Here is a 13,826-nt window from a genome sequence, read left to right as displayed (position 1 = left end):
GAACTATTCAGCAATGCTAAAAAAGTACGGTCACTATTAAAATAGGTCGATTTGCAAATGAACATTAAAGTTGTTCCGACGAAGTCATGTCAAAAAACAGCGTTTTCACGCATTTTTCAGGTTTAATTTTAATACATATTCGGCGTATTGTCAACGGTCGTTTTCCATCTTTTATGGAACCAGAACCACTGCTCAGGATATTTTTTTATAAAGCCTTCCAAAACCTGAGTGTATTTTGTAGTAAGCAGATGTATATCTTGCTCGGAGTTATCTGTTTTTTTGTAATCAACTTTAACAAATTTTATTTTATGCCGATAAAACGGCTGCTGTCTTATACAAAATCCCATATAAATTGGTGTCTCGGTACGCAAAGCAAACACTGCAGGTCCTTTAGGTGTAGAGGCATCCCGACCAAAAAAATTAACAAAAACACCATCTCGTTTCCCAGCATCCTGGTCTGACAACATTGCCACAAACCTGCCTTTGCTAATTGCTCTCAGCACCCCTTTTAACGCCAGATTTAGCGGGATAATACCTATACCTTTTAACCGTCTATAAAAATTTAACAGATTGTCTGCATAATTATTATGCTGTTTGCCAACCAGAAAATCTATCGGATAGCCCTTCTGACAAAGCACAGCACCCATCAATTCCCAGGAACCGAAATGCCCCGCAATAAGTACAGTTCCTTGTTTCTGATTTGCGATTTCATCAAGATATTCTAATCCTTCATAATCAATATTTTTATCAGCAAACTTTTTTAGTTGAAGTTTCGGGAAAGATAACAGTTCTATCATTGACATTCCAAAATACTGGTATGTTCGTCGGGCAATCTCTAAAATCTCGTTTTGATTCTTGTTTGGGAATGCAAAAGTCAAGTTCTTAATAATTACTTCTTTTCGGATTTCTAAAATATAAAACGCTATATCGCCCAGCCAACAACCAATCCATAACGCCATTCTGAGTGGCAAAAGTAAAACAACCAGATTAAAACAAACAAGAAGACAAAATTCTATAATATGCCTTATCTTTTTCATTTTGTAGTTATTCGTATTTTTTTTATTCTCTCATTTTTTTTAGCATATAAATTGCCGATGCATTTTTCGGGTCAAGTTTTAATACCGTTTCAAATTCAACCGCGCTTTCATTCAGTTTCCCTTCGTAATAATATGCAATCCCAAGATTCAAATGTGCATCAATCAACTTTGGATTTATACTGATTGCCTTGATATAATTTTCTTTCGCTTTTGTTCTGTCACCGAGTGTAAAATAGATATTCCCGAGATTATTGAATGCGCCACCATGTTCAACGGCAGGATCAAGTTGTGCTGCTTTTGTAAAGTTTTCTATTGCCAGTTTTGCTGATTCTCTGTTCGTCTTGATTTCATTAGCCCAGAGATAGCCCAACTTAAAATACAATCGGGCATCTGCCGGGTTAGTAGCGAGCATCTTATGAATTATGTTTTTTTGTTCTTCTGCATTTATGATTCTTTTGTCCAAAAAATCTTTACTTTCAAAAACTATTTTCCAACTGCGGTATTGTTTAATTACCATTCTGGACTCAAAAAAACCAATAACAACCAAGAAAAAAATTATTACCACACTTTTTGACAAAAAATCTAATTTTAGTTCTTTCGTTTTTATTGACGAATATGATGCTATCAGTCCGAATACTGAAAAAATATAAAAAGACGAAATAGTAAATCTCATATCAACAGAAAACAGGTTCTGAACTAATATCGCAATCGCTGATGAAAACAATGCTGTGAAAAGCAGTATTTCTTCTTTTATATGCGGTTGTTTATAAAATTGTTTTATACTATACAAAAACGAAAAAATAAGCCATAAAAAAAGCCCGAAGCCGACAAGCCCGAGTTCAGCAAGAATCTGGACAAATTCTGAATGGGCATCGTTAACAATATTCTGATGTTGTGGCCATATTCTTTTAAGTTGTTCAGAGGCATATTTTGGAAAACTGATATGAAACGCACCAAGCCCTACACCAAGTAGCGGTTTATTAAAAAGCATCCTTAACGAATCACGCCATATCAGCAGATGTCCCTGCTGACGAACCCACACATTTCTTGTTTTTAACACGAATACAATCGCAAAAATCAACAGAACAGAAACCAGCAGTAACTTTTTAACTTTAGAATCAAGCGATAAAAAAATATAAACCAGAATTGAGACGACAAACGCAATCCAACCTGCTCTGCTTTTGGTAAAAAAGAGCGCAACTACAAAAGAAATGCTCATAAAAAACCATATAACCTTATATGCTATTTCTTTTTCTTCTATCAACTTAAAAATTGCCAGCGGTATAGTTGCAACAAGGAATACAGCAAAAAAAATCGGATTCCCGAAAGTTGAAAAAATCCTGTCAACCTGCGGTGTTGCGATAATCCAGAATCCGCCGTAATGCGTTATGATTCCATAGATTGCTGAAAGAAACCCACCAATAAGCCAGCAAATTATTATGGTTTTTCTGCCTTTTATATCAGAAACCACATTAGAAAAGAGGAAAAAACTTGATACAGAAACAACTGTTCTGTATAGTTCAAGTTCGGCTACATTTTTATTTTTAGAAATCAGATACATAAAAATTATGAATACCAACCAGCAGAATACCGGCTTGTTCAATTCTGATATTTTGAATATAATTCGGCTGTAAAGTATTTTATACCCTAGCCACAACAACAAAACAGAAAACAGCCCGGTTTCCAAAACCCAGAGTTTCCATCGGGTGATTTTTTCGTCAGGCACAAGCGGTATAAAAAACAGCAATATACCTACTATAAAGATAATGATTTCTGAGAAATTGTATCTTTTCATTTTTGCAATGTAAGCATTTGCTTACATTTTGAGTACGAATTTTAATATTATTGTCCTCAACCTTGAAATGCTCCAGGGCAGACAAGCAGGGTATCACAGTTTTTGCTTTTTCTACGAAACTTTAGTTTCGGTTAAAACCGAATCAGAACCGACACTGAAGTGTCGTAGAATTAAAATCACTCTTTTCTTCTATCTTTGAAAAAGGACGACTTCGGTATTTCTTTTGCGACTGCTTTTACTTCTGCGGCGATTTCTGCAAGTTGGGCATAATGACTGAAACTGCGAATCTCGTTTGAGACAATACCTATTGAAACGGACATCAGCGGGAATGCCTGTATTTTCCCCTGCCGATCTTTTGAGATAATATACCCGCGAGTTCTATCTTCGTCTGAATAATAAGCAGAAATAGTTTCATCAAACCGTTTCATAATATCGCGACAGATATTTTCTGCATTCTCAGGAGTTGTTATAACGATAAAATCGTCGCCACCAAGATGCCCTATCATATCTTGAATACTTCCATATTTTTTTACTGCTTCAATTATAAAATCGGCTGTCTGTTTTATTATTACATCTCCTTTTTCAAATCCATAGTTGTCGTTGTACGACTTAAAATTATCCAGATCAAGCCATAGGACTGCAAACTTTTCACCGGTAGAAATTCTGTTTGTGATTTCTTTTTCAATTGAGACATTACCCGGTAAACCGGTCAGTGGATTAACCGCACGGGTTTCGTAGTATCGGCTAATGATTCCTTCTACGCGAGCAGCAAGTTCATATGGGTCAAATGGTTTTGTGAGATAATCATCTGCACCCAATTTTAAACCTGTAAGTTTGTCTTTTGTCTGTGTCTGTGAGGTAAGCATTATAACGGGGATAAGTCGGGTGGCTGGTGTTTCTCTCATTTTTTCACAAACTTCGTAGCCGTTCATTTTCGGCATCATCACATCTAGTATAACCAAATCTGGTATCTCTTTTAAGACCGCCTGATATGTATCAAGTCCATTGTTATGCGAAATAATTTTATGTCCTTCAGTTTCAAGTGTGATTCTTATAAGTTCTAAAATTGCGAAATCATCGTCAGCGATTACAATTTTTGCCATAATAACATCAGAAATTAAGAGATTAAGAATTGGGGAGATTAGGGAAAAACCTTACTCTAATTTCCTAATCTCCTAATATCCATTCTCTATTTTCTGTTTCTTTATCCTCCAATTGTTATAATTGAAATAGCGGTCAGGGCTGAAATTGTTACAATCGCTACAACAATCCCTAACGGTGTAGCAAAAAAACTTCTTTTTGTCCTGGTTATACCTTCTCCCAACCAATAAACCTTTATTGAGGTAGTTGCTATATTCCCGTAGGGGTCTTTTGCATTAACATTCAGTATATTTTCACCTCTTACAAGCGAATAATCCAGCGAAAATTTGCCATTATCATCACAAGTTGTATAGTTTTTATTTACATCAATCAAGGCATTGGGTTCACTTATGCCTGTAATTTTTATATTTTTTTCAGTAAATCTTGTGATATTTTTGGGCTCATTAACTGTCAATGCTGGCGGTGTTTTATCTACAAGTATCTCTTTAGCAGATGATATTATTCCTTCGGCACCTGACGAATCAAGATAGGCAACCCGCCAGAAATATTTACCATCAGGCACATCCGTTTTTTTGATATCAAATTTTTCGTGTATCGGTTTAACCGCATCAAAAACAATCTCATTAAATTCTTTATCTTTTGTAATCTGGATATGGTAGTGTGTTATATCAAACCATTTTGAAGAACCGGATTTAGATTGCCCACCCAGCCCTACTCCACCAATATTGATTTCATTTACAGGTGTTGGCGGGACAGTTTTTATATCAGGCAATCCTGCTTCTTTAATTTTTATTGGCTGGTCTTCCGGCAATTCCATACTTGGTGGTAGCAGTTTGGGCTCAAGCGGCGGTAGATTTATTTTTACCTCGGTTGAAAACCCCTCCGGGACTGTCACTGTTTTATTTTTTGCTGTAACATCTACAGCACCTTTATACACTGCAACAATGGTTGATTGGTCTTCTTTCACCTTTGCTTTGTAGTCAGTTAGTGGTGTTTTGGGCGTAATTTTCGGTACAATAACAGCAGTCGGGGTTCTTACAGGGATATTGGAAGTTCTGATTTCGCCGGCTAAAAGACGCGTCTCATCAGTTTTTTCTTCAGGCTGAACTATGACAAGCGACGAAGGACCTATCGTCATATGATTGCCTAATGGTGATTTAACACCGGCAAACGAATTTTCAAAAGTTCTTATTCCATCTTTATTAAAAAGTTTCATATTCATTCTGGCATCATTCCAATCTATTTCTGTTTGCCGTCTGACTTTTACTTCACGAATAATTGATACCACAGTTGATGTCCGCAGGCTTTCTTTTATCATCTTTACTGGAATTTTAAGTTTCATCCCGGGCAGAACATTATTCGGATCTGGCGAGATATTATTAAAATCCAAAATTTCACGCCATCTCGTCGGATCTTTCAAATAATGATTTGCGACACCCCAGAGCGTATCACCTGCTTTTACTTCTATTTCTTGAAGTTGCTGGGAATAGAGACAATGAAAAATGAAAAATAAAAAATGAAAAATGAAAGTCAAAAACAATCCACAATTTTTAATTTTTAATTTATAATTTTTAATTGCTGTTATACGCATATTTCACCGCTTTTGTTTTTTTTCAAATTTTTAGGGATTGTAAAAATAAACTTTGAACCTTCGCCCAATCTGGATTCTACCCGTATTTTGCCCAGATGTGCTTCAACAATATATTTTGTGATTGTAAGCCCAATACCAGTCCCGCCTTTACTTCTGCCTGTAACCTGCTGGAACTTATCAAAAATTTTGTCAACATATTCCTGGGGGATGCCTTCGCCAGTATCAACAACTGCCACTTCTACAGCACCCTCTTTCCCCATCCCCAACTCCCCCCACTCCACCCCTGTTTCTGAAATCTCTTTTGCAGTTATTGAAACCCGCCCTTCTGATGGTGTATACTTTAATGCGTTCCCGACGAGATTGACTAATACACGCTCAATTAATCCTTCATCCGCGGAGAGCGTAATAGACGGCGCCTCGTTTATAAGTTCTATTCTACTTTCAATCGCTTTTGACATCATACCGCTGCAGACCCGTTCGGCTGTATTTTTTATATCAAAATTTATAAGGGATAATTCCATCTTACCAACTTCCAGTTTTGCAACATCAAGTATATCATTTATCATACCTAAAAGCCGATGAGATGATTTATTTATTATTTCCAAAAAATACTTTTGTTTGTCATTGAGTTCACCAACGCTTCCATCTATCAAAAATTTCAGAAACCCGAGCATTGATGTCAGCGGGTTTCTCAAATCGTGCGTGATACCGTGGAAAAAATCTTCTTTCATTTTTTCTATCTCTTTTTCACCTGTAACATCGCGTAAAACGAATATTATCCCGACAACTGTATTCTTATCAGGGTCATTAATAATCTGGGTTGAGATACTAACAAAAAATGGTCTGTCCTTTGTTAAATCAACCTCTCGGACGACTCCAGGCCGTTCAGACACATATTTAAGTGCAGATAGTAATTCATCGTTTTTGATAACATTAAAAAGTAAATCAGCCGAATCTCTGGCGATATCAAAAATTTTTGCTGCCACATTATTCATAAGCACAATTTTATTATGCTCGTCAGTAAGCACCAGCCCGTCATTTATAGAATATACAATTGCTGAAAGTTCATCTGCCTGCATTTTGGTATAATGCGCAAGTTCATCAATCATCTGGTTGAAATTATTTGCTAAATCAGCCATTTCATCCCGTGTTTTGATTTTGATTTTTTTTGTAAAATCCCGCCGGGCAACATTTTTGGAAATATCAATAACTTTAAGTATCGGTTTAGAAAGCGAACTGGCAAGCAGATAAGCAACCGAAATAGCCAACAACAGAACCAAACCGATAGTAATGATTGCATTTCTTCTCATTTTTAGCAGTGTAGAATACGCCTCCGCTTTCGTCTGTTGAAATATAACACTCCAGCCAAGTTTTTTAACAGGTGCAAAAGCACCTATGATTTCTATACCATTTTTAGAACAGAACTCCCGACTGCCAATACCTGCACGGGCAAGTGATTCCTTAACTATAGGCTCGCCAGAGACATCTTCAAAACTTATAGCACGGTTTTTGTCTTTGTGAAAAATTATTTTTCCGTCTTTGTCTACAATATAAATATATCCTGTTTTGCCTTTGCGTGTTTCATTAACAATCTCTGAAATACTTTCAAACGAAACACAGATTTTAAGAATATAATTATCCAAAAATGGAAAATAAAAATCTATCGCAGGATGTTCTACATCCATACCGCTCTTTTTTTCATAATATAGTGGGGTAATCTGGTATTTTTTAGTTTTCTTGACTTCGCAGAAAAACTTATTTTTTAGATAATTCTGCGGGTTGGGTGGTGTTTTTTCAAATTGGGGGTTAGAAGCAACAATTTCGTTACCTGAAGATTCTATTATAGATGCTCTTATAAAATCATCTGATGCACTCAAAAGACTTCTTAAAATCCGTATCTGGTCATAATCCGATAGTCCACCTGCGCCTTCCTGTGTCTGTGTTGCAATTACAAAACCCATCCTTCGGTCTATACTAGCGATTTTTTCATCAATCTTTTCAGCAAGCGAAGTTGTAATTTTTGTATAATGTTCTAACACCTCTGTCTGCAGCATTCTTTGGTTCACATCAATAGTCAAAATACCAATAATAACCAGTGGTACAATTGAAAGCAGTGTGATAAAAATTAGAAATTTAGGAAACAGTTTTATTCTCATATAGTTTATTTTAATGCCGCTGCTATAAGTTCTGTGAAATAATAAATCGGTATTTTTGTGTCTTTTTGATAATTATCTAAATTTACAAAACACATCGGACAGGAAACAATAACTGCGTCTGCACCTCTTTTTTTTGCGGAGGTCAGAATTTCAGCTGTTTTTCTGGTAATAATTTCTGGCTGATTTACCATCTGATAAGCACCGCAGCATTCTGTCTCATATGGAAAATTTACCGGCTGTGCACCGAGTGATTTTAGTAAATCCGCTAAAATCGTCGGATGTTCAACATCATCTATTGCAACTTCTTTCGGCCTTGTAAGCAAACATCCGTAATATGGTGCAATTTTCATATTAAGCGGTGTTTTTACTTTCTTAACAATTTTATCAAATCCAATTTGTCTTAAAATTTCTAAAAAATGCAAAACTTCTACTTCACCATTATAATCTATTTTTTCATCTTTCTCATCACTAAGAAAGGAATTTATCTTTTCTTTTTTTTCCGGATTATCTTTTATAAGTAGGTTCGCCTGCTTCAGTGTGTTATAACACATTGAACATAATGTGACAACTTTATCTCCACCTGATTTTTTGATTTTTGTAAGTATTCTTAACGGTGCAAGATGATACATTAAATTATCCGCTGAAAGTGAATAAACAGTTCCACAGCAGTTCCAGTTCGGAAGTTCTTCAAGTTCTACATCCAACTGTTTACCGATGGCAATTGCTGTATCTTCAAACTTTTTCGCCTGAATTTTCAATGTGCAACCTGGATAATATGGAATTTTCATGTCGTTTTTCTGAAATTACTGATTAAACACATCTGCGGTAATTCTTCAATTTCTTTTTTAGGAATTTTCTCTATATCTGTAAAAATTTTTCCCCGCTGTCTCAAAATTATCTGACGCAGTGCTTCCATAACTTTTGCTAAATCAACACCTCTTGGACATCTAACTTCGCAGGTATAACAGGATGCACACAGCCATATTGTTTTTGAGTTCAGCGCTTTTTCTGATAAGCCAATCTGTGCCAGACGAATTACCTGGTTGGGAAGAATGTCCATTTCATTAACCATCGGGCATCCAGCAGAACATTTCCCACACTGATAACAGGAAAAAAGATTCTGCCCGCTTATTTCTTCTATTTTTTTTAGTAATTCGTTCATTTTTTAATAAATACTCCGAACAAATGTTCGGTGCCGAACACTTGTTCGGTATATATAAATTTCTATTTTGTTATCTTTTTTATCAGTTTTTTTCTTGAATCATAAATGTTTATGGTTAGTGAAGTTCTCTCTCCAAACAGATGCGTAGCACAGGCAAAACAGGGGTCATATGCGCGGTATGCCATCTCTACCATATTGAGAAGTCCTTCAGAAACTTCACCATTTTTAATCAGATTTTTTGCTGCAATGTTTATTGTTGAATTTATTGCTGCCGAATTAGAGGTTGTAGGAACAATCAGATTCAACTTTTCTATCAGCCCATCTTTTGTCAATTTATAATGATGAATAAGCGTCCCTCGTGCTGCTTCAACGATTCCGATGCCTTCGCCTGGATTTTTTTCGCTGCTATTTCTTAAATTCGGTGATGTAATTTCTTTATCTCTGACAAGTTCAAGTCCTCTTTCGGAAGCATACAAAAGTTCCACAATTCGCGACCAATGATATGCTAAAGAATTATGCACTGGCTTTCTGCCGAAAAACTTATACATTTGTGTAAATTCGGCAGCGGCTAGCGGTGTAGCAATTTTATCAGATACATTAAGTCGTGCAAGTGCACCAACCTTGTAAGTTCCCGATTCGTGTCCCAGTTTTTTAAGATATGTCATTTTTGAATATGTCCAACTTTCTACTCTTTCTGAAATTATATCTAAATAATTTGCAGGACTGAATTTTACAAATTCTTTTCCGTCAGGCGTAACAACTCTGATTTTACCATCGTAAAAATTGAGTTGGTTTTTGTCGTCCACAAGCCCCATATAATATGTTTCTAATTTATAGACATCACCAGTAACTAAACTTTTATATTTTTCGTTTGAAAGAACAAGTTGTTCAAAAAGTTTAAGCGTGGTTTTAGAAAATTCAAGGCAAGAAACAAGCATTTTCTCAATTTTTATTCTTTCTTCTTCGGTTAAACCCTTGCTAATACCTCCGGGCAAACCGCAGACGGGATGTGTCGCTTTACCGCCTAAAATTTCCGTAATTTTTTGACCGAATGCACGATGTTTTATTACTTCCTTGCCTATCTCAACACCTAATTTATTTATTATACCAATAATGTTTCTTTCTGACGGCTTCACAGCAGGTCCTACAACAAAATCAGGCGCGGCTAAAAAATAAAAATGCAAAATATGGTCGTAAATTATGTATCCGCAATACATAAGTTCTCTCAATTTTTTCGCTGTTGATGTTGGTTCAACACCGAATGCCATATCAAGCGCCTTTGTGGATGCAAAATGGTGTGCAACAGGACAGACACCGCAAATACGGGATGTGAGTTGCGGCATGTCCTCTGCAAGCCGACCTTCGCAAAATTTCTCAAACCCACGCAGTTCAGGAATCTGTAGATAGGAACTTTGGACATTACCTTGCTCATCAAGAAAAATTTCTATTTTTCCGTGTCCTTCAAGCCGTGTAATCGGGTCAATTGTTATCTTCTTCATATCACATTTTTTACTTTGCTTTTAACCGAACTAAAACCGAACATTTGTTCGGATTTGAATGATTTCATATAGCAGTGATTTTAACAATGTGTACTTGTAAAATGTGCCAATCGGGTCGTGAATTTTTTCTATAATTTTATCTATTTGTCCTTCGGTTAATTTTTCCTCGTCGGTTATACCAAGAATTGAACCAAGTGCTGAAATCATTTTAGCACCTTGGTCTGAGACACCTTCACAAGAACCCATACAGCCATTACAAGGCATATTCGCATTTAAACATTTCGCTTCACAACCAGACCGTGTCGCAGGCCCTAAACAAATTATTCCTTGCTCCAATAAACATTTTTCCGTATCAATATTCGCTTCGCTCACCCCCGAATGAATTCGGGGGCTACATTTAAATTCATAAACTCGTTTTATTTCTTTTATATTTTTTTCCTGTTTTTCTTTTTTGCATTCATCACAAACAGATTTTTTTCCTGCTAAAACAGAACCTGCTGGTGGAAGTTTACCAGAAGCAATTGCATTAACAGCATCAATTATAAGTTTCACAGGTGGTGGGCAGCCTGGTAGATAATAATCAACTTTGATTGCTTCGTCCAGTGTTTTGAGTGTTTCTAAAAATTCTGGAAGTGTAAGTTCATTATGGTTCGGTGAGCTGCCCGAACATTTGTTCGGTCCGAACATTTGTTCGGTGCGAACATTTGTTCGTACCTTATTTTGTGGAATGATGTTTTGTGGATTTATTGTTGCTGGAGTTTCCTTATAAACTGTCTCAAAAATTGTTTCTCTTGAATTCAAATTTGCAAGACCGATAACCGAACCGAAACAGGCACAACTGCCAAATGCAACGACTGTTTTGGATTTCTGTCTTAACAATTTTACTATTTCTTCATTCTCCGAATTTCGTATTGCACCATTGATAAAACAGACATCAATGTAACCGTCTGAAAATTGTTCAACATCTTTATATTTTATATCCATTGCCACAGGCCAAAAGACAATCTCGGTAATCTCCAAGACATCAAGTATTTTTTCGTCGATATCCAGGACAGCAACCTCGCAGCCACCACAGGAAGCGGTCCAGTAAAATGCAAATTTCAGTTTATCTGGCATATTTCTTTACACCTTCATCGTATAAATCGTTTCCATAAATATCATTTATGACAATTGCGGGAAAATTTTCTACATCTAATTTACAAACTGCCTCGGGTCCTAAATCTTCATATGCAATAATTTCACATTTTTTTATACGTTTAGAAATCAAGGCGCCTGCGCCACCTACCACAGCAAAGTATATCGCTTTATATTTTTTTATTGCATCAATTACCTCTTTTGACCTTTTACCCTTGCCTATCATACCTTTAAGTCCGTGTTCTATCAACACTGCCGAGTAATCATCCATCCGATAACTTGTTGTAGGACCACAAGAGCCAATAACCTGTCCTGGTTTTGCTGGTGATGGCCCAACATAATAAACTATTGCACCTCTCATATCAAAAGGTAAACTGGACAATCCTTCAACCAATCGTTTATGAGCCGCATCCCTTGCTGTATAAATACTACCGTTAATTAATACAGAATCGCCACACTTAAGTGTGTTTACAATTTCATCGGTTAATGGTGTTGTTATTTTTATCATTTCGCCTCGCATCTCTTTTGTTTTTTCTAAACTTTCAGTGTTTTCATGTTGTCGCTAACGCGAAAACATAATTTAGAAAAAACTCTGCGCAAATTCTAAGTTAAGCTAAGTATACATTATGAATTTCTTTTGCACACTCAATTGAAATTTTCGCTTCTTCATTTGAAAGTAGTTCTATATTATATTCTGATTTTATATATAAGTTAAATAATTTTTTAAATGCTCCAGATATGGATTCCCCAAAATGTTTCTCTGTTAGCGGTAAAAGCACAACTACTTTACTTGAATATCCTTCACCTCTCATCGCAATCGCTGCCTGTAATGAATGTTTAGCGGCAACAAAACACAATTCTGTTATTCCTGAAATTTGTTTATCAAATTATTCTGAATTTTTTGAAGTAGATTCTTTATAGTATTCATCAAATATCGGTCTTGAAGGTTCAGTAGTTCAGGCTTTCATGCTGAGGTATATCTTCAACCTCATATACCATTACAGGTTCTGTTCTTCCTTTTACATATACAGGACCGATCTCTTTTGCTTTTATTTGTTCTTTTATTTTCTCGTATGTATTTGAACCAATGAGTATCTGTCCTTTTGCCGATGTTGTCTCAAGACGAGATGCAACATTGACTATATCTCCAATAGCACTGTATTCAACTCTTTTTTGACTACCGACATTACCGACTACCGCTTCTCCAGAGTTCACGCCAATACCAACATTTATGGGTTCTTTACCATTTTCAATCCGACGCTTGTTCAATTCTTTTAATGCATCCTGCATTTCAATCGCTGTTTTTACTGAACGAATAGCATGGTCAGGTTGTTCAATCGGCGCACCAAAAATCGCCATAATACAGTCACCCATAAATTTGTCAAGTGTGCCTTCGTTCTTGAAAATTACATCTATCATAACTGAAAAGTATTCGTTAAGTGTAGCAACAACCTCTTCCGGTGTATGACTTTCTGCATATGGTGTAAACCCACGAATATCAGCAAAAAGTATACTTACTTCACGTCTTTCACCACCGAATTCTAACTTTTCAGGATGCTGAAGGATTTTCTCTGCCACCTGATGAGAAACATATCGTCCAAAAGTGTCTTTGATAAGTTCTTTTTCTCGCAATTCTTTAAGCGACCGACTATAAGTAGTATTCCATTCGCCAAGACGATTATACAAAATGTTTTTTGGAATTATTTCAGAAAAAGTATCAAGCATACCCATTTCACAACCTACCCGGACTAGTTGAATTATATGCTTGTCAAACAAATCTGGAAAATTTTCCATCGCATCGGCCGGGTTTTTCCCTACCATAATACTTTCATTCATTTCCTTCGCAGCTTGCCTCAGCCTTTCATTGGTAGATTCCTTCTCTAATACTATCAGAACTTCTTCTATTGGAACGCCTTGGGAAATCATTACATTAAATTTCAGAAAGAATAGTACCAATTCATCCTGCAGATTTTCTCTCATTTTTTTCCTCGTTACCTGCTTGTAGTATTCCTGGCAAAAAGTATTTAATAAACATTTTGCATTCTTTAATAGTTAACTGAGACATGATAAAATTTCCTATATAAAAACGAAAACTTTAATGTACTTCAATAACATCAGGTTCAGCAGATTTTTTGCGTTCAGGAGGTTTTGGTACTGGTTTCTTTTCTTCTTCAATTCCAAGAGAATATGTTTTCGCTTCTTTTTTGTATGTATAGTTTTTACCAGTAATAGGGTCAACAGGAATTTGAGCAATAAATTCTGGCTTTAATTTTTCTAAAGAAATAGGATAAGTGTCGTATTTGTTCTTGTATTTATCAAGTAAAATAGCGATTTTACATAAGTCGACCTGA

At 36.0% G+C, this 13,826-nt stretch carries 12 protein-coding genes and 1 pseudogene; all 13 read right to left on the bottom strand.

Translation table 11 applies throughout. The features are described from left to right. Window positions 1-128: 128 nt before the first annotated feature. A complete protein-coding gene (locus AB1349_10000; protein MEW6557670.1) occupies window positions 129-1,037 on the bottom strand; it encodes a lysophospholipid acyltransferase family protein in 909 nt (302 codons plus the stop codon). Between the two features lie 22 nt (window positions 1,038-1,059). Next, window positions 1,060-2,832 carry an O-antigen ligase family protein gene (locus tag AB1349_09995; GenBank protein ID MEW6557669.1) on the bottom strand — a complete coding sequence of 591 codons (1,773 nt, stop codon included), beginning with the start codon at window positions 2,830-2,832 and terminating at the stop codon, window positions 1,060-1,062. A 176-nt stretch (window positions 2,833-3,008) separates the two neighbouring features. After that, complete coding sequence (locus AB1349_09990; GenBank protein ID MEW6557668.1) at window positions 3,009-3,935, bottom strand: response regulator; 927 nt, start codon at window positions 3,933-3,935, stop codon at window positions 3,009-3,011. Window positions 3,936-4,036: 101 nt separating this feature from the next. After that, the gene (locus tag AB1349_09985) at window positions 4,037-5,524 is read right to left on the bottom strand and encodes a LysM peptidoglycan-binding domain-containing protein (protein ID MEW6557667.1); all 1,488 of its coding nucleotides are present in this window, start codon (window positions 5,522-5,524) and stop codon (window positions 4,037-4,039) included. Continuing rightward, on the bottom strand, window positions 5,515-7,680 hold the full coding sequence (locus tag AB1349_09980) for an ATP-binding protein (protein MEW6557666.1): 2,166 nt from the start codon (window positions 7,678-7,680) through the stop codon (window positions 5,515-5,517). Before AB1349_09980 ends, AB1349_09985 begins: the two co-directional genes overlap by 10 nt. A gap of 5 nt (window positions 7,681-7,685) precedes the next feature. Continuing rightward, the gene (locus tag AB1349_09975; GenBank protein MEW6557665.1) at window positions 7,686-8,468 is read right to left on the bottom strand and encodes a CoB--CoM heterodisulfide reductase iron-sulfur subunit B family protein; all 783 of its coding nucleotides are present in this window, start codon (window positions 8,466-8,468) and stop codon (window positions 7,686-7,688) included. Continuing rightward, a complete protein-coding gene (locus AB1349_09970) occupies window positions 8,465-8,842 on the bottom strand; it encodes a 4Fe-4S dicluster domain-containing protein (GenBank protein MEW6557664.1) in 378 nt (125 codons plus the stop codon). The genes AB1349_09975 and AB1349_09970 overlap by 4 nt, the downstream gene beginning before the upstream one ends. Window positions 8,843-8,904: 62 nt before the next feature. Beyond that, a complete protein-coding gene (locus AB1349_09965) occupies window positions 8,905-10,341 on the bottom strand; it encodes a Ni/Fe hydrogenase subunit alpha (protein MEW6557663.1) in 1,437 nt (478 codons plus the stop codon). A gap of 30 nt (window positions 10,342-10,371) precedes the next feature. Further along, entirely contained in the window at window positions 10,372-11,457 is a 1,086-nt protein-coding gene (locus AB1349_09960; protein MEW6557662.1) for an oxidoreductase, read from the bottom strand. Beyond that, window positions 11,447-11,998, bottom strand: a pseudogene (locus tag AB1349_09955) (Fe-S-containing hydro-lyase). The gene AB1349_09960 and the pseudogene AB1349_09955 overlap by 11 nt, the downstream one beginning before the upstream one ends. An 85-nt stretch (window positions 11,999-12,083) precedes the next feature. Next, the gene (locus AB1349_09950) at window positions 12,084-12,332 is read right to left on the bottom strand and encodes a HEPN domain-containing protein (protein MEW6557661.1); all 249 of its coding nucleotides are present in this window, start codon (window positions 12,330-12,332) and stop codon (window positions 12,084-12,086) included. Between the two features lie 91 nt (window positions 12,333-12,423). Then, complete coding sequence (locus AB1349_09945; protein ID MEW6557660.1) at window positions 12,424-13,455, bottom strand: adenylate/guanylate cyclase domain-containing protein; 1,032 nt, start codon at window positions 13,453-13,455, stop codon at window positions 12,424-12,426. Between the two features lie 115 nt (window positions 13,456-13,570). Beyond that, a partial coding sequence (locus tag AB1349_09940; protein ID MEW6557659.1) for a hypothetical protein occupies window positions 13,571-13,826 on the bottom strand: 256 nt, incomplete at its 5' end.

The sequence above is a fragment of the Elusimicrobiota bacterium genome (assembly GCA_040757695.1).
Lineage (GTDB): Bacteria > Elusimicrobiota > UBA8919 > UBA8919 > UBA8919 > JBFLWK01.
This window is presented reverse-complemented; position numbering and strand designations above follow the sequence as displayed.

What these genes read in the sequence shown, in the direction of transcription:
- AB1349_10000 (MEW6557670.1), bottom strand. Translation starts at nt 1,037, where the DNA reads ATGAAAAAGATAAGGCATATTATAGAATTTTGTCTTCTTGTTTGTTTT.
- AB1349_09995 (MEW6557669.1), bottom strand. Translation starts at nt 2,832, where the DNA reads ATGAAAAGATACAATTTCTCAGAAATCATTATCTTTATAGTAGGTATA.
- AB1349_09990 (MEW6557668.1), bottom strand. Translation starts at nt 3,935, where the DNA reads ATGGCAAAAATTGTAATCGCTGACGATGATTTCGCAATTTTAGAACTT.
- AB1349_09985 (MEW6557667.1), bottom strand. Translation starts at nt 5,524, where the DNA reads ATGCGTATAACAGCAATTAAAAATTATAAATTAAAAATTAAAAATTGT.
- AB1349_09980 (MEW6557666.1), bottom strand. Translation starts at nt 7,680, where the DNA reads ATGAGAATAAAACTGTTTCCTAAATTTCTAATTTTTATCACACTGCTT.
- AB1349_09975 (MEW6557665.1), bottom strand. Translation starts at nt 8,468, where the DNA reads ATGAAAATTCCATATTATCCAGGTTGCACATTGAAAATTCAGGCGAAA.
- AB1349_09970 (MEW6557664.1), bottom strand. Translation starts at nt 8,842, where the DNA reads ATGAACGAATTACTAAAAAAAATAGAAGAAATAAGCGGGCAGAATCTT.
- AB1349_09965 (MEW6557663.1), bottom strand. Translation starts at nt 10,341, where the DNA reads ATGAAGAAGATAACAATTGACCCGATTACACGGCTTGAAGGACACGGA.
- AB1349_09960 (MEW6557662.1), bottom strand. Translation starts at nt 11,457, where the DNA reads ATGCCAGATAAACTGAAATTTGCATTTTACTGGACCGCTTCCTGTGGT.
- AB1349_09945 (MEW6557660.1), bottom strand. Translation starts at nt 13,455, where the DNA reads ATGAGAGAAAATCTGCAGGATGAATTGGTACTATTCTTTCTGAAATTT.